This window comes from Fluviibacter sp. (assembly GCF_057744235.1).
On record NZ_JBIJFP010000018.1, the window covers coordinates 14,917 to 31,314 of the forward strand.

13 protein-coding genes are annotated in these 16,398 nt (G+C 55.7%); 8 read left to right on the forward strand and 5 right to left on the reverse strand.

Features of this window, described 5'->3' with window-relative positions; genetic code table 11:
- From sdhA to lpdA, 7 genes are all read left to right on the forward strand, one after another.
- On the forward strand, positions 1–1,788 hold the full coding sequence (gene sdhA, locus AC3GOJ_RS08535; protein WP_488237040.1) for a succinate dehydrogenase flavoprotein subunit: 1,788 nt from the start codon (positions 1–3) through the stop codon (positions 1,786–1,788).
- A gap of 16 nt (positions 1,789–1,804) precedes the next feature.
- Positions 1,805–2,515 (forward strand): succinate dehydrogenase iron-sulfur subunit, encoded by a 711-nt coding sequence (locus tag AC3GOJ_RS08540; RefSeq protein ID WP_448360068.1) that lies wholly within the window; start codon positions 1,805–1,807, stop codon positions 2,513–2,515.
- 27 nt (positions 2,516–2,542) lie between these two features.
- Positions 2,543–2,788, forward strand: a complete 246-nt coding sequence (locus AC3GOJ_RS08545; RefSeq protein WP_488237041.1) for an FAD assembly factor SdhE — start codon at positions 2,543–2,545, stop codon at positions 2,786–2,788.
- A gap of 119 nt (positions 2,789–2,907) precedes the next feature.
- On the forward strand, positions 2,908–4,203 hold the full coding sequence (gene gltA / locus AC3GOJ_RS08550; protein ID WP_488237042.1) for a citrate synthase: 1,296 nt from the start codon (positions 2,908–2,910) through the stop codon (positions 4,201–4,203).
- A 177-nt stretch (positions 4,204–4,380) separates the two neighbouring features.
- Positions 4,381–7,215 (forward strand): 2-oxoglutarate dehydrogenase E1 component, encoded by a 2,835-nt coding sequence (locus AC3GOJ_RS08555; protein WP_488237043.1) that lies wholly within the window; start codon positions 4,381–4,383, stop codon positions 7,213–7,215.
- A 30-nt stretch (positions 7,216–7,245) separates the two neighbouring features.
- Positions 7,246–8,436, forward strand: a complete 1,191-nt coding sequence (gene odhB / locus AC3GOJ_RS08560) for a 2-oxoglutarate dehydrogenase complex dihydrolipoyllysine-residue succinyltransferase (protein WP_488237044.1) — start codon at positions 7,246–7,248, stop codon at positions 8,434–8,436.
- 15 nt (positions 8,437–8,451) lie between these two features.
- Positions 8,452–9,876 (forward strand): dihydrolipoyl dehydrogenase, encoded by a 1,425-nt coding sequence (gene lpdA, locus AC3GOJ_RS08565; RefSeq protein WP_488237045.1) that lies wholly within the window; start codon positions 8,452–8,454, stop codon positions 9,874–9,876.
- A gap of 83 nt (positions 9,877–9,959) precedes the next feature.
- Here the strand turns inward: lpdA and corA are convergent, their stop codons facing one another.
- The 3 genes from corA to AC3GOJ_RS08580 all read right to left on the reverse strand — a co-directional run bounded on the left by corA (position 9,960) and on the right by AC3GOJ_RS08580 (position 12,655).
- Positions 9,960–10,925: a magnesium/cobalt transporter CorA gene (gene corA, locus AC3GOJ_RS08570; protein ID WP_488237046.1), complete on the reverse strand. Its 966-nt coding sequence runs from the start codon at positions 10,923–10,925 to the stop codon at positions 9,960–9,962.
- A 79-nt stretch (positions 10,926–11,004) separates the two neighbouring features.
- Positions 11,005–12,009, reverse strand: coding sequence for a M48 family metalloprotease (locus AC3GOJ_RS08575; protein WP_488237047.1), 1,005 nt, complete (start codon positions 12,007–12,009; stop codon positions 11,005–11,007).
- A gap of 175 nt (positions 12,010–12,184) precedes the next feature.
- Positions 12,185–12,655: a Dps family protein gene (locus AC3GOJ_RS08580; protein WP_488237048.1), complete on the reverse strand. Its 471-nt coding sequence runs from the start codon at positions 12,653–12,655 to the stop codon at positions 12,185–12,187.
- 88 nt (positions 12,656–12,743) lie between these two features.
- Here AC3GOJ_RS08580 and zapE point away from each other — a divergent pair, with 88 nt between their 5' ends.
- On the forward strand, positions 12,744–13,868 hold the full coding sequence (gene zapE, locus AC3GOJ_RS08585; protein WP_488237049.1) for a cell division protein ZapE: 1,125 nt from the start codon (positions 12,744–12,746) through the stop codon (positions 13,866–13,868).
- Between the two features lie 250 nt (positions 13,869–14,118).
- Here zapE and AC3GOJ_RS08590 read toward each other — a convergent pair whose 3' ends face one another.
- On the reverse strand, positions 14,119–15,390 hold the full coding sequence (locus AC3GOJ_RS08590; protein WP_488237050.1) for an O-acetylhomoserine aminocarboxypropyltransferase/cysteine synthase family protein: 1,272 nt from the start codon (positions 15,388–15,390) through the stop codon (positions 14,119–14,121).
- Positions 15,380–16,398: FAD-dependent 5-carboxymethylaminomethyl-2-thiouridine(34) oxidoreductase MnmC1 (mnmC1, locus tag AC3GOJ_RS08595; protein WP_488237051.1), on the reverse strand; the 1,019-nt coding region annotated here is incomplete at its 5' end. The genes mnmC1 and AC3GOJ_RS08590, both read right to left, overlap by 11 nt.

Consider the following 16,398-nt stretch of genomic DNA (forward strand, 5'->3'; position numbering starts at 1 on the left):
ATGAGCATCCCCGTTCATAAGTATGATGTTGTAATCGTCGGTGCCGGTGGTTCGGGCCTGCGCGCTGCCCTTCAGGTGGCCGAAGCCGGTCTGAAGACCGCTGTGCTGACCAAAGTGTTCCCGACCCGTTCGCACACCGTTGCGGCACAGGGTGGTGTTGCTGCCCCGCTGGGTAATGTGAATGAAGACCACTGGATGTGGCACATGTACGATACCGTCAAGGGTTCGGACTGGCTGGGTGACCAGGATGCCATCGAATTCATGGTGCGTAAGGCCACCGAGTGTGTCGTCGAACTCGAACATTACGGTATGCCGTTTGACCGTCTGGACAACGGTAAGATTTACCAGCGTCCGTTCGGCGGCCACTCGCAGAACTTTGGCGAAAAGCCGGTCAACCGTTCGTGCGCTGCGGCTGACCGTACCGGTCACGCCATGCTGCATGCCATGTACCAGCGTAACGTGCGTGCCAACACCCAGTTCTTCGTGGAGTGGATGGCGCTGGATCTGATCCGTGATGACTCGGGTGCTGTGGTTGGTGTGACTGCGCTGGACATGGAAACCGGTGATATCTCGATTTTCCACGCGCGTGCCGTGATCTTCGCAACCGGCGGCGCGGGTCGCATTTACGCCTCGTCGACCAACGCCTTCATCAATACCGGTGATGGCCTGGGTATGGCCGTTCGTGCGGGTATTCCGCTCGAAGACATGGAGTTCTGGCAGTTCCACCCGACCGGTGTGGCCGGTGCGGGTGTGCTGATCACCGAAGGTGTACGCGGTGAGGGCGGTATTCTCCGTAACGCCGACGGCGAGCGTTTTATGGAACGTTATGCCCCGAACCTGAAGGATCTGGCTTCGCGTGACGTGGTGTCGCGTGCTATGGCCACGGAAATCAAGGAAGGCCGTGGTTGTGGTACGAACAAGGACTACGTCCTGCTCGATATCACCCATTTGCCACCCGAGACCATCATGAAGCGTCTGCCGGGTATCCGTGAAATCGCCATCGAGTTTGCCGGTGTGGACCCGATCCAGACCCCGATCCCTGTGGTGCCGACCTGTCACTACCAGATGGGTGGTATTCCGACCAACTTCCGTGGTGAAGTCGTTATTCCTCAGAACGGTGAGCATAGCGTACCTGTTCAGGGTTTCTATGCTGCCGGTGAGTGTGCCTGTGCTTCCGTGCACGGTGCCAACCGTCTGGGTACCAACTCATTGCTCGATCTGCTGGTTTTCGGTAAGTCGGCTGGTGAATCGGTGGTCGAAGCCATGAAGGATGGCAAGCTGCCGATGCGTCCGCTGCCGGAAAACGCTGCCGTGGCCTCGCTAACCCGTGTTAACCGTATTGATTCGGCTACTTCGGGCGAGAGTATGCATGATGTCCGCGCTGCCATGCAGCGCGTGATGCAGAGCCATGCGGGTGTGTTCCGTTTCGGTGAGGACATGAAGAAGGGTGTCAAGGAAATTCTCGAAGTGGCGGAACGCGTCAAGAATGTGGCGACCAAGGATAAATCCAAGGTCTTCAACATGGCCCGCGTCGAAGCGCTAGAGCTTGAGAACCTGATTGAAGTTGCCAAGGCCACCATGATTTCTGCAGAAAACCGCAAGGAATCGCGCGGTGCCCACGTGCGTGACGATGCACCAGATACCCCGGCCAATCCGAACGGCCGTGATGACGCCAACTGGCTCAAGCACACCCTGTGGTTCGGTAGCGACAACCACATCGAATACAAGCCTGTACAGCTGAAGCCACTGACTGCACCGTCGGTCGAGCTGAAGACGCGTACTTACTAATCCGGAGGACAGAAACATGACTATGCGTACTGTGCATTTCAAGGTGTACCGCTACGATCCGGATAAGGACGACGCGCCCTACATGCAGGATATTTCGGTCGAGCTCGAGCCTAGCGACAAGAAGTTGCTGGACGCGCTGGTCAAGCTGAAGGCCAAGGATGATCTGATCTCCTTCCGTCGTTCGTGCCGTGAAGGTGTGTGTGGCTCCGATGCCATGAACATCAATGGCAAAAACGGTCTAGCCTGTCTGACCGACGTCGATAGCCTGAAGCAGCCGATTGTGCTGCGTCCGCTGCCAGGCCTGCCAGTCATTCGCGATCTGATCGTCGACATGACCCAGTTCTTCAAGCAATACCACTCGATCAAGCCGTACCTGATTAACAATGATCCGGCACCAGAGCGCGAGCGTCTGCAATCGCCGGAAGATCGTGAAGAGCTGAACGGTCTGTACGAGTGCATCCTATGCGCCTGCTGCTCGACGTCCTGCCCGTCGTTCTGGTGGAACCCGGATAAGTTTGTCGGCCCGGCCGGCCTGCTGGCGGCATACCGCTTCATCGCCGATACGCGCGATCAGGCCACTAACGAGCGTCTGGATAATCTGGACGACCCGTACCGCCTGTTCCGCTGCCACACCATCATGAACTGTGTTGATGTCTGTCCGAAGGGGTTGAACCCGACGAAGGCCATTGGCAAGATCAAGGACATGATGGTCCGTCGCGCCGTTTAAGCGCGTCTTTACAGGAATCGGTCAGGGATGATGGAACAGCACGAGCTCAACAAACTACGCTGGCATTGCACGCGTCGTGCGTTGCTCGAACTCGATATCACCCTTGGCCGCTTTCTGGATAACGGATTCAATCAGCTGACGGAAGCGCAGGTCAAAACCTTTGTTGACCTCGTGGCCATGGAAGACCATGACCTCTGGGCGTTGATCAGCGGCAAGGTCGAAGCAGAAGACCCCCGTGAAACCGAAGTGATTACCGCAATTCGTAAGCACTGAGTAAGACTGGACAGTTAGTTTGACGTTGTAATCGTTGAACACTGTCGCGATCAGAATTACAAGCTGTATCGACCATTAGGCATCATTGTCAAACACCTCATTATTTTGGGAAGAAGCAAATGAGCGAACGTAAAGCCACTCTCCAGATTACTGGTCAGGAAGCCGTTGATTTTCCGATCATGGTCGGTACGCATGGTAACGATGTCATCGACATCCGTTCCCTGGGCGGCAAGACCGGCCTGTTTACCTATGACTCGGGTTTCCTGTCGACGGCCAGCTGCCAGTCGAAGGTTACCTTCATTGACGGCGACAAGGGTGAGCTGCTGTACCGCGGTTACCCGATTGAACAGCTGGCCGAGCAGTGCAACTTTCTAGAAGTTGCCTATCTGCTGAAGAACGGCGAGCTGCCCAACAAGGCCGAAAAAGACGCCTTCGAAGACAATATCAAGAACCACACCATGGTTCATGATCAGATTACCCGTTTCTTCAACGGTTTCCGCCGTGACGCCCACCCGATGGCCGTCATGGTCGGTGTGGTTGGTGCCCTGTCGGCCTTCTACCATCACGGTGAAGATTATTCGAAACCGGAAGTTCGCCGTATCGCCTTCAACCGCATCATCGCCAAGATGCCGACTATCGTGGCCATGACCTACAAGTACTCGATCGGTCAACCGTTCCAGTACCCACGCAATGATCTCGATTACACATCGAACTTCATGCAGATGATGTTCGGCACCCCGTGCGAAGAGTATAAGCCGAATCCGGTATTGGTTCGCGCACTGGACATCATCTTCACGCTGCACGCCGATCACGAGCAGAACGCCTCAACCTCGACCGTCCGTCTGGCCGGTTCGTCAGGTGCTAACCCGTTTGCCACCATCGCCGCCGGTATTGCCTGCCTGTGGGGCCCGGCACACGGCGGTGCGAACGAAGCCTGTCTGAATATGCTGGAAGAAATTGGCGACGTCTCCAAGGTGCCGGAATACATTGCTCGTGCCAAGGACAAGAACGACAGCTTCAAGCTCATGGGCTTCGGCCACCGCGTGTACAAGAACTTTGACCCACGCGCCAAACTGATGCGCAAGGTTTGCTACGACGTGCTGACTGAAATGGGTCTGGAAAATGACCGCCTGTTCAAGTTGGCCATGGAGCTGGAAAAGATTGCTCTGGAAGATCCGTACTTCGTCGAGAAGAAGCTCTATCCGAACGTCGACTTCTACTCGGGCATCGTGCAAAAGGCACTGGGCATCCCAACCGACATGTTCACCTGTATCTTCGCGCTGGCTCGCACAGTCGGCTGGATGACGCAGTGGGAAGAAATGATTACCGATCCGGAATACAAGATCGGTCGTCCGCGCCAACTTTACGTGGGTGCTGCACGTCGTGATGTCTCCCCGCTCGACAAGCGTGCCTGATCAGGTAGGCTGAAGCACTCCGGAAGGGGCGGCGTTGCCGCCCTTTTCCACAAATAGGGTTGTGTGCAGATGCAGCAATCCGCGGCAGAAGATTCAGACGTTGCATAGTCAACACACCAGGGGACGAGAACCGACGGTTCTCAGCACTTATAAGATCAACCGAAAACGGTGACAAACATGATGAAGGAACGATTCGAAAATTCTTACCTGTTCGGTGGTAACGCACCGTTCGTGGAAGAACTGTATGAAGCCTGGCTGGAAGATGCCGCTTCGGTACCGGAATCCTGGAAACAGTATTTCGAAGATCTGGCCCGCCAGCCTGGCGCAGCACCGCGTGATGTGGCTCACGCACCTGTGATCGCGGCTTTCGAAGCGGCTGGTCGCAACGGTGGCTTCCGTCCAACGGCTTCGGCCAGCGGTGGTGATGTGACCAAGAACCTGGCGGTTGAAAACCTCATCAATGCCTACCGATTTGCCGGCCACCAGCGTGCCGAGCTGGATCCGCTCAAGCGTGATCTGCGTCCGCAGATTGCCGATCTGGATCCCAAGACCTACGGTCTGGGTGATGCCGACATGTCGCGTAGCTTCGATACCGGTGACTACAAAGTCGGTTCCGGCCAAAACGCACCGCTGAACCAGATTATCGACTCCCTCAAGCAGACTTATTGTCACCACATCGGCGTCGAGTACATGTACATGACGTCGCTGGAAGAGAAAAAGTGGCTGCAGGCCCGTATTGAACCGAATCGTGGTCAGGCTGCCTACTCGGCTGAAGAGAAAAAGCGGTTCCTCGAGCGCCTGACGGCCGCTGAAACGCTGGAGCGTTACCTGCATACGCGTTATGTCGGCCAGAAGCGTTTCTCGCTGGAAGGCGGCGAATCGCTGATCCTGTCGATGGACGAACTGATCCGTGTTGCCGGTGGTATGGGTGCCAAGGAAGTTGTCATCGGTATGGCCCACCGTGGTCGCCTCAACGTCCTGGTGAATACGCTGGGTAAGCCGCCGGCAGTGCTGTTTGCCGAATTCGAAGGCAAGAAGAAGGTGGACCTGGGTTCGGGTGACGTGAAGTACCACATGGGTTACTCGTCGGACGTCGGTACGCCAGGCGGCCCGGTACATCTGACCTTGGCCTTCAACCCGTCGCACCTCGAAATTGTTAACCCGGTGGTGGAAGGTTCGGTCTTCGCTCGCCAGTTCCGTATTGGCGAAAACGGCAAGAACGAAATCATCCCGGTCCTGATCCACGGCGATGCTGCCGTCATCGGCCAGGGCTGTAACCAGGAAATGCTCAACTTTGCACAAACCCGTGGTTACGGTACGGGCGGTACGATTCATATCGTCGTTAATAACCAGATCGGCTTTACCACGTCGGACCCACGTGACTATCGCTCGGGTTTCTACTGTACTGATATCTTCAAGATGTCGGATTCGCCGATTTTCCACGTCAACGGCGACGACGCAGAAGCGGTGGCCTTTGTTACCCGCTTGGCCGTGGAATACCGACAGACCTTCAAGAAGGATGTCGTCATCGACATCTTCTGCTTCCGTAAACTCGGCCACAACGAGCAGGATGAGCCGATGGTGACCCAGCCGCTCATGTACAAGAAAGTGTCTGCCCACCCGGGAACCCGCAAGCTGTATGCAGATCAGCTGGTCAACGCCGGTGTCATGCCGGCCGATGGCCCGGATGCCATTATCAAGGACTTCCGAGCCCACCTCGACAAGGGGGAGCTGCTGTATAACCCGGTAATCTCCGATTACAAGCGCAACAATGCCCAGGATTGGCGCCCGTACATGACCAAATCCTACATCGAGACCTGTAACACCAAGGTCCCGGCGAAGGAACTGAAGCGTCTGGGCCTGAAGCTGGCCGATCTGCCGGAAGGTTTTGTACCGCATTCCCGCGTCAAGAAGATCATCGAAGACCGTCGTGGTATGGCTGAAGGCAAACTGCCGGTTGACTGGGGTATGGGTGAGAACCTAGCCTATGCCACGCTGCTGGCCGAAGGTTATGGCGTCCGTATCTCGGGTGAAGATGTCGGTCGCGGCACCTTCTTCCACCGTCATGCCACCATCCATGACCAGAACCGTACCAGCTGGGATGCTGGCAGCTATCAGCCGCTGGCCCACCTGCAGGATAAACAGGGTTCATTCCAGTGCTACGAATCGGTGCTTTCGGAAGAGTCTGTTCTGGCCTTCGAATACGGCTATGCCACGGCCGAGCCGAATCAGCTCGTTGTCTGGGAAGCCCAGTTCGGTGACTTCGTGAACGGTGCCCAGGTGGTTGTTGACCAGTTCATCGCTTCCGGTGAGACCAAGTGGGGTCGTGGTTGCGGTCTCGTCATGCTGCTGCCGCACGGCTACGAAGGTCAGGGTCCGGAGCACTCGTCGGCCCGTCCGGAACGTTTCATCCAGCTGTGTGCTGAAATGAACATGGAAGTCTGTGTGCCATCGAACGCTAGCCAGATCTATCACGTGCTGCGTCGTCAGATGGTGCGCAAGCAGCGTAAGCCGCTCGTTATCTTCTCGCCGAAGTCGCTGCTCCGTAACAAGGATGCCAGCTGCTCGCTGGACGATCTGTCGAAGGGCGAATTCCAACGTGTGATCGGTGAAGTGGATGATCTGAACCCCTCTAAGGTGACCCGTGTCATCCTGTGTTCGGGCAAGGTCTATTACGAGCTGCTCAACGCCCGTCGCGAACAGAAACTCGACCACATTGCCATCGTCCGTATCGAACAGCTGTATCCGTTCCCGGAAGAGTCGTTCAAAGCCGAACTGGCGAAGTTCCCGAAAGCCACTGAAATCGTCTGGTGTCAGGAAGAACCGCGTAACCAGGGCTTCTGGTACTGGTTTGCCTCGCGTCAGCACCTGGCCCGTTCGGTCGGTCCGAAGCAGAATCTGCTCCTCGTGTCGCGTCCAGCAGCAGCATCGCCGGCCGTGGGTTACCTGGCCAAGCACAACGAGCAACACAAAACTTTGATCGAGTCCGCTCTGGGCAAGATCGAGTATTAATAACTAGCATAAGAGTCCGTGGAGAGAATAATGGCAATTATCGACGTCAAAGTCCCGCAGCTGTCTGAATCGGTCGCCGAGGCAACCCTGGTTTCCTGGCACAAGAAGGAAGGCGAAGCCGTTTCCCGCGATGAAAACCTCATCGATATCGAAACCGACAAAGTGGTGCTGGAATTGCCCGCACCGGATGGTGGTGTGATCGTCAAGCTGATCAAGGGTGACGGCGACACCGTCGTCTCGGGTGAGGTGATCGCACAGATTGATACCGCAGCGACGGCTTCGGCCCCGGCTCCGGCAGCCGCTGCCCCCGCTGCTGCTCCGGCCCCTGCCGCTGCACCTGCGGCAGCAGCTCCGGCCGCTGCTGCTGGCACAGCCAGCCCGGCTGCTCGCAAGATCCTCGAAGAGAAGGGCATTGCTGCAGGTGATGTTGCCGGTACCGGTCGCGGTGGTCGCGTTTCGAAAGAAGACGCCGTTGCTGCCCAGCCGAAGGCTGCCGCTGCTGCTCCGGTTGCCCTGGGTGACCGTTCGGAACAGCGTGTGCCGATGTCACGTCTGCGTGCCCGTATCGCCGAGCGCCTGATCCAGTCGAAAAACGAAAACGCCATCCTGACCACGTTCAACGAAGTGAACATGGGCCCGGTTATGGCACTTCGCAAACAGTATGCCGAGAAGTTCGAGAAGCAGCATGGCGTGCGCCTGGGCTTCATGGGCTTCTTCGTCAAGGCTGCCTGTGCCGCGCTGCAGAAGTTCCCGATCCTCAACGCTTCGGTCGACGGTAACGACATCGTCTACCACGGCTTTATCGACATCGGTATCGCTGTCGGGTCGCCGCGTGGTCTGGTGGTGCCTATCATCCGTAATGCTGACCAGCTGAGCATTGCAGAAATCGAAATGAAGATTGCCGAATTCGGTGCCAAGGCCAAAGACGGCAAGCTGTCGATGGAAGAACTGTCAGGCGGTACTTTCTCGATTTCCAACGGAGGTGTGTTCGGTTCGATGCTGTCGACACCGATCATCAACCCGCCGCAATCGGCCATCCTGGGCATCCATGCCACCAAGGATCGCGCTGTGGTCGAAAACGGTCAGGTCGTCATCCGCCCGATCAACTACCTCGCGATGTCGTATGACCACCGCATCATCGACGGCCGCGAAGCCGTGCTGGGCCTGGTTACGATGAAGGAAGCGCTGGAAGATCCGGCTCGCCTCCTGCTCGGCGTCTAAGAAAGGAAGTTCACGATGTCACAGCAATTTGACGTACTCGTGATCGGTGGCGGCCCCGGTGGTTATGTGGCTGCTATCCGAGCGGCACAGCTTGGCTTCAAGGTCGCCTGTTGCGAATCCAACCCGTATGCGGATCCGAAAGGACAGCCACGTCTGGGCGGCACCTGCCTGAACGTGGGTTGTATCCCGTCGAAGGCACTGCTGCACACCTCGCATATGTTCGAGGAAGCCGGTCATGCCTTTGAAGAACAGGGTATTACTGTTGGCGCACCGAAGATCGACGTGGCCAAGATGATTGCCCGCAAGGCCAATATCGTCACTCAACTGACCCAGGGTATCGCCGGACTGTTCAAGAAGAACAAGGTGACGTTCCTGGCGGGTCATGGTAGCTTTGTTGGCCAGGGTGCTGGCGGCTGGCAGGTTCAGGTCGGTAAAGAAACGGTCGAGGCCAAGCAGGTCATTATCGCCACCGGTTCTACTGCACGCCATCTGCCCAACGTACCAGTCTGCAACGAAATCGTTTGTGACAACATCGGTGCTCTGGAAATGGGTGCTGTACCGAAGAAGCTGGCTGTTATTGGCGCCGGCGTCATCGGTCTGGAAATGGGTAGCGTCTGGCGTCGTCTGGGTGCCGAAGTGACTGTCCTTGAAGCCATGCCGGATTTCCTGGCTGCCGCGGATCAGGACGTTGCCAAAGAAGCCCAGAAGATCTTCACGAAGCAAGGCCTAGCCTTCAACTTCGGCGTCAAGATCGGCGATATCAAGGCCACCAAGAAGGGTGTCTCGATCAACTACACCGACAAGGATGGCAAAGCCCAGAAGCTGGAAGCCGACCGCCTCGTCGTGTCGATTGGTCGTATCCCCAATACTGATGGCCTGGCGGCGGACAAAGTCGGCCTCAAGCTTAATGAGCGTGGCATGGTCGAAGTCGATGGTCATTGCAAAACCAATCTGCCGGGCGTCTGGGCGATTGGTGACGTGGTGCGCGGTCCGATGCTGGCCCACAAAGCCATGGAAGAGGGCGTGGCGGTTGCGGAACTCATGGCAGGTCAAGCCGGTCACATCAGCTTTGACTATATTCCCTGGGTCATCTACACCGATCCGGAAATTGCCTGGGTGGGTAAGACCGAGCAGCAGCTCAAAGCCGAAGGCGTGGCCTACAAAGCCGGTAAGATCCCGTTCCTGGCCAATGGCCGTGCACTGGGCGCCGGTAATGCGCAAGGCTTCGTCAAGATGCTGGCGGATGCAAAGACAGATCGCATCCTGGGCGTTCACATCATCGGTCCGAATGCATCGGAACTGATCGGTGAGTGCGTGGTCGCCATGGAATTTGGCGCGGCTAGTGAAGACCTGGCACGCATCTGTCATGCGCATCCGACGCTGTCGGAAGTGGTGCATGAAGCTGCGTTGGCCTGCGATAAGCGTCCGTTACACTTCTAACGCCCGTTGCACTTGTAAGCCATATCGTATCAACAAAAAACGGAACCTTCGGGTTCCGTTTTTTGTTCGAAGCGCTGAAAAATTTACTTTTTCAGCCACCCTTTCTTGTTGAAATACCAGAAGGGAATCGCTACCGAAATCGCCATGAGTGAGAGTGAGAACGGGTAACCATATTCCCAGCCCAACTCCGGCATGAACTCGAAATTCATGCCATAAATACTAGCGATCAGGGTTGGCGGCAGCATCGCAACGGAAGCCACCGAGAAGATCTTGATGATACGGTTCTGATTGATGTTGATGAAACCGACGGTCGCATCCATCAGGAAGTTCAGCTTGTCGAACACAAAACCTGTGTGACCATCCAGCGAATCAATATCGCGGAGAATCTGGCGTCCTTCGTCGTTCTGATGTTCATTCAGTAGCTTGATGCGCATCAGAAAGGATACGGCGCGACGGGTATCCATCAGGTTGCGGCGGATACGGCCATTCAGATCTTCTTCGACGGCAATACCGGACAACACGACCCCTGCCGTGTCATCCGACATTTCGCTGCCCAGTACCTGCTTGCTGAACTTATCGAGACGATCATAAATGCCCTCGATAATATCGGCCGAATATTCCACGTCGATATCCAGCAGCTGCATCAGTACGTCTTTTTCATCGCTCACATAGTACGGCTGACGGCGGGCGCGCAGACGGAGCAGACGGAACTGTGCCAGTTCGTCCCGGCGGATGCTGAACAGCAGACCACCTTTGAGAATAAACGCCACACGCATCGTGTCGCTGTCTTCATCGCTATGCTGGAAGAAGTCGGAACGGATATGTAGTTCGCCGTTCTCACCTTCGAAGAAACGCGCAGAGGCCTCGATGTCATCCACTTCATCTTCTTCGGGAAGATCTATCTCGAAGATGCTTTTTGCCCAGTCACGCTCCTCCTCAGTCGGGGACTCGAAGTCGACCCAGACAGGATGACAGTGCTGCAGATCTTCCAGTGACTCGACAGTCACCTGCTGCAAGCGGCCGTGGTTGAGCTCAAAAGCGGTAATCATGGCGCGCACTATAACCAACTACGGGCCATCGGTAAAGCCAAAAACCGTGAAATGTGCTGTCAGATCAGAGAGATGACGATTAATTTTTTAGTGATGGCAAGGATTCGGCGGTTAGATCCGGTGCGTTTTTCACATTGGGTGTCAGTGGCTTTCCGTCACGCTGCTTGGCGCGAATTTCCCTGACGGTTTGTTCGAGTGCCACAAAACGCGCCGGGGTCGCTGGGTGCGTTGACAAATGGCTGCTCTGAATCGCGGCGGGCGAGAGTGTGGCCATGCGTCGCCAGAACTGCGGTGCTTCATCAATATTCCCACCGGACTGCGCAAGAATGTACAACCCGACGTAATCGGCTTCTGCTTCGAAATCCTGTGAATAGGCATTACCGCCTAGGCTGCCGAACAGACCCTGGGTTGGCACTTTCAGCAACACCTGTGCCGCAATATCGAGAATGCTACCCAACGCGTAGTTTGTCATTTTAGAGCGCATGTGACTCATGCTGTTGTGGGCGATTTCATGGGCGATGACGAGCCCAAGCTCGGTATCATTGCTGGCAAACCGCATCATGCCGCGCTGGATCACCACCTGTTTGCCATCTGCATAGGCATTCACTTCGTCACCATTACCCAGCACCACCGGATAACTGCAGGCGCGTTCAGGAGTGATGAGCAGACTTTGCACCGCGGGTGCCGTGCGCCCCTCGCGCCGAATATCTACCCGAAGCGGTTGACCTTGCTTTGTTTGTTCGTTGATTTGCGACAGGGTATGCTTGATGATCTCCGGACCACCGATGCCTGAACCAGCGGCTGACCAGGTTCCTACTTGGGCCAGTGCATCACCGGCCCGAACACCCGCCTGATCGGCGGGCGAACCGGGAACGACATACACGACTTGAACCCGATCGCTGAGCTGGTAATGGGCTTCTGCGGCCTCTCTGAACGGCTCACCGAGCAAGGTGCTACTGTTGGCCAGCGCCATACCAGTGGTGTAGCGAATGTCGTCACCACAAAGATCGGAGCCTTTGCTCAGTATCGGGTAGCTGACCCGCATCAACCGTTTCTGGTCGTCCAGATAGGCCTGAAGTGCCACCTGGCGCTGTTTCCGGGCCTCGGTTTCAGCAGCCTCATTACTGACCTTGACCCGTTGCGTGGTGGGGGTGCAGGCAGTGAGTAGGGTGCAGACCGCACAGAAAATAACGCCCGCTACCAGCCATTGCCGGGAACGGGCGTGAGAAAAACTCAGAAACTTGTCAGCCAGTTTCAGCTTATTGCTCCAGCAGACTGCGCAGCATCCAGGCTGTTTTTTCGTGAATCTGGATACGTTGCGTCAAGAGATCGGCCGTGGCCTCATCCCCCGCCTTTTCCACCAGCGGAAACAGCGCACGCGCTGTTCGAACCGCAGTCTCGTTGCCGGCGACCAGCTCTTTGATCATGTCCAGGGCTTTGGGCACACCCTTGGATTCCTTGATGGCCGTCAGCCTGGCAAAATCTGTATAGGATCCGGGTGCCGGGAATCCCAGGGCACGAATCCGCTCGGCGATGGCGTCAGAGGCCAGCCACAGCTCGTTGTACTGGGTTTCAAACATCAGATGTAGCGTCTGGAACATCGGACCTGTCACGTTCCAGTGAAAATTATGGGTCTTGAGGTACAGCGTAAAGTTGTCTGCCGCAAAACTGCTTAAACCGGCGGCAATTGCCTTGCGGTCTTTTTCCGGGATGCCGATATCAATTTTCATGATGCTTCTCCTGTAGAACAACAGTTTCATTATGCCCAAAAAACAGCGCTATGAAATAGCAGCGTCCAAACGATAAAATACACCCATCATGATAAATGTACTCAACCCCAACGCGCCTGGTATGTTCGGCGCTTATGCCCGAGCGCTTGATACTAAAGGTTTCGAAGCTGATCCCGCCCAGATGCAGGCCGTTGAACGGCTGGAAACACTGTATCAGGCCCTGATGAATTTCAAGACAGCCCGTGGCAACAAATTGCGCCGCATGATCTCACCACCAGCGGTGCCTCGCGGTGTTTATTTCTGGGGCGGCGTTGGCCGGGGCAAGAGTTTCATCATGGATTGCTTCTTTGCCGCCGTGCCGTATAAGCGCAAAAAGCGGATTCACTTTCACGCATTCATGCATCAGATTCATGTCGAGTTGCGCCAGTATGCCGGTAAAGCAGATCCACTGGTCTTGGTCGCCGAACGTATTGCAAAAGAGACCCGCTTGCTGTGTTTCGACGAGTTTCATGTCTCTGATATTGCTGATGCCATGATTCTTGGTCGTCTGCTGGAGATTCTGTTTGAAAAGGGTGTGATCTTTGTGATGACCAGCAACTATCCGCCAGACAACCTCTATCCGAATGGCCTGCAACGGCAGAACTTTCTGCCAACGATTGCCCTGATTAAAAACAAAATGGATATCATGCCGCTGGATGGTGGGCAGGATTACCGTTTGCGCAAACTCGAAGTCATGCCGGTGTATCACGTACCGCACGACGCAGAAACAGAGCGAGCCATGGCCGAATATTTCGAGGTAGCTGCTACCCTGCCGGGCCAATTGGGCGAAAGCATTGAAATCAATAATCGACAGATCAAAACGGTGCGTTTAGCACCCGGTGTGGTCTGGTTCGACTTCCACACTATTTGTGGTGATGGTCGTGCCCAGACGGATTATCTGGCAATGGTGCGCGAGTATCACACCATTCTGGTATCTAATATTCCGGTGCTGGAAGTGCGGCACGGTGCTGAAGCACGTCGTTTTACCTGGCTAGTGGACGTTTGTTACGACCATCGGGTGAAACTCATTATCTCGGCAGCTACCTATCCGGATGATCTGTATGTTGAAGGCCCGAATGCCCATGAGTTTTTCCGTACAGCCAGCCGCCTCACTGAAATGCAATCGCGCGAATACCTCGCATTGCCGCACCTTGTGGAGATTGTTAGAACCTAAGTTTGTGTGAGTTGCTTCAAGCGGTTGGGCGCGCCGTGATCAAAGGCGCCCTCATCGATAAAAAGCATCGCAAATCGGGCTATCCTTTGATGCAAGGCACGCCTTAGAAATGCGAGTGGTTTCTTTGGGATAACCAGAAGGATTGCTTGGTAGGTTTGGGGTCAGAATTGGTCCGATTTGCGACGTTTTTCGTAGTCGATGAGGACCGGGTCCGCCCCAAACCTGCCTGCTAAGGTGAGATTAAATTTCGTCAGGCCTTATTCAGCGCCTGATCCAGGTCGGCGATCAGGTCATCGATATGCTCGATGCCAATCGACAGGCGGATCATATCTTCAGACACACCGGCTTTGGTCAGTTCAGCAGGTGAAAGCTGACGGTGCGTGGTCGATGCCGGGTGACAGGCCAACGTTTTGCAATCGCCGATGTTCACCAGATGGGTAACCAGTTGCAGGGCATCCTGGAACTTGCCGCCGCCAGCCAAACCACCCTTAACACCAAAGTTTAGAATGCCCGAGGCGCGGCCACCCATGTATTTCTGAACCAACGCATGGTCCTTATGATCCGGCAGGCCGGCATAGTTAACCCAGCTGACTTTCGGATGGGTCTTGAGGAAGTTAGCAATCTTCAACGCATTGTTGCAGATGCGATCCATGCGCAGCGCCAACGTCTCGATACCCTGCAGAATCAGGAATGCGTTAAACGGTGAAATGGCAGCACCCATGTTACGGAGCGGCACCACGCGGGCGCGACCGATATAAGCAGCAGGTCCAAGCGCTTCGGTGTAAACCACGCCATGGTAAGAGACATCTGGCTCATTCAGACGCTTGAACTTTTCTTTGTGCTCCGCCCACGGAAACTTACCGCTATCAACAATAATGCCGCCGATAGAATTGCCGTGGCCGCCCAGATATTTGGTTAGCGCATGAACGACGATGTCGGCACCATGCTCGAAGGGACGACACAGATACGGCGATGGCACGGTGTTGTCCACAATGAGGGGTACACCGTGTTTGTGGGCGATTTCAGCCAGCTTTTCAAAATCGGTGACATTGCCCAGAGGGTTACCAACCGATTCACAAAAAACGGCTTTGGTCTTGGCATCAATGAGCTTTTCAAAGCTCTCCGGATTACTGTAATCAGCAAAACGAACCTCAATGCCATATTGCGGCAGCGTGTGGGCAAACAGATTGTAGGTGCCACCATACAAGGTGCTCGAGGTCACAATGTTGTCGCCGGCTTCGGCAATCGTCTGAATGGCATAAGTAATGGCAGACATGCCTGAAGCAACGGCCAGGGCTGCGATTCCACCCTCCATGGCTGCTACACGTTTTTCCAGCACATCTTGTGTGGGGTTCATGATGCGGGTGTAGATATTGCCCGCCACCTTGAGGTCAAACAGATCAGCACCATGCTGGGTGCTATCAAATGCGTAAGACGTGGTCTGGTAAATCGGTACTGCAACGGCCTTGGTGGTTGGATCAATATCGTAACCGGCGTGCACGGCCATAGTTTCAATCTTCATTCGATGTCTCCTCGGTTAAAGTTTTTTTGTGAGCATACCGCATTGGATCGATTGCGCGAACCAGATCTTTGGGCAGCGGTAGGGGCTCTCCTGAAATCTGGCAAGCTACAAGCTCGGCACACAGTGTGGCCAAAAGAATGCCGCGGGCACCGTAACCCGAATTAACGTAGAGCCCTTTAACCCGGTTGCGGGCAATCCGAGACAGGCTTGCCGCCGCCATAGGCGTTAATGAAGGCACTTGACCCACCAGGGGCAGGCGGTCGGGCACAATGGGTCTTAGTCCGACCTTGCCTTTGAGCGTTGGATCATTTGCCTTGGGCAACTGGTTGGCAACATCGGGGCAAATGGCGGCTAGCATCGCCAGATTATCGGCATGCTCCTCTTGGCGCAGGGATGTATCAGCGTCGTCGGGGAGAAAGCTGGCGCCGCTTGTCGATTCCCCGCGAATCGATGGGGTCCAGTACCCCGATCGACAAACGACTGTTTTAGGGGCGGGGCCATTCGGGCTGTCAAAGATCGTTGTCTGGCCACGGGCAGGGCGAATTGGCAAAGCCCGTGTCAATCGGGCAGCAAGTGCCGGTGCCTCGCTGGCATTGGCTAGCACCACAATATCGCCCCGGGCCAACACCTCACCCCCTTCCGTACAGGCTACCCAGCTATCCCCATCTTGTGCGAGGCTGGCGACCGGGGTGTTCTCCAGCAATGTAGCACCAGAGGCCTTAAGTAACCGGCGGCAATAGTCGGATGGATTAACCCAGCCACCCCTGGCAAACCACCAGCCCCCCTGATCAAGCGTTAAATCGGCCAGTGCGCTGGCTTGTGAGCTAGAAACCCAGGTCAATAGGTCTTCGGGTAACGCGAGTTGATTAACGGTGCGTTGGATTAATGCGCTTTGGGCATCATCTTTGGCGAGGTGTAAAACTCCGCAGGCTTGCCAATCGACGGGGTGACCGGAGGCTTCCAGTTGTTTAAGGCGCAGGAGCGTGGCTAGAAACCCGGCACGCGTGA

Coding starts and splice junctions, on each gene's coding strand:
- AC3GOJ_RS08545 (WP_488237041.1), top strand. CDS start 2,543: ATGATGGAACAGCACGAGCTCAACAAACTACGCTGGCATTGCACGCGT.
- sdhA (WP_488237040.1), top strand. CDS start 1: ATGAGCATCCCCGTTCATAAGTATGATGTTGTAATCGTCGGTGCCGGT.
- lpdA (WP_488237045.1), top strand. CDS start 8,452: ATGTCACAGCAATTTGACGTACTCGTGATCGGTGGCGGCCCCGGTGGT.
- corA (WP_488237046.1), bottom strand. CDS start 10,925: ATGATTACCGCTTTTGAGCTCAACCACGGCCGCTTGCAGCAGGTGACT.
- zapE (WP_488237049.1), top strand. CDS start 12,744: ATGATAAATGTACTCAACCCCAACGCGCCTGGTATGTTCGGCGCTTAT.
- AC3GOJ_RS08580 (WP_488237048.1), bottom strand. CDS start 12,655: ATGAAAATTGATATCGGCATCCCGGAAAAAGACCGCAAGGCAATTGCC.
- AC3GOJ_RS08540 (WP_448360068.1), top strand. CDS start 1,805: ATGACTATGCGTACTGTGCATTTCAAGGTGTACCGCTACGATCCGGAT.
- AC3GOJ_RS08590 (WP_488237050.1), bottom strand. CDS start 15,390: ATGAAGATTGAAACTATGGCCGTGCACGCCGGTTACGATATTGATCCA.
- gltA (WP_488237042.1), top strand. CDS start 2,908: ATGAGCGAACGTAAAGCCACTCTCCAGATTACTGGTCAGGAAGCCGTT.
- odhB (WP_488237044.1), top strand. CDS start 7,246: ATGGCAATTATCGACGTCAAAGTCCCGCAGCTGTCTGAATCGGTCGCC.
- AC3GOJ_RS08555 (WP_488237043.1), top strand. CDS start 4,381: ATGATGAAGGAACGATTCGAAAATTCTTACCTGTTCGGTGGTAACGCA.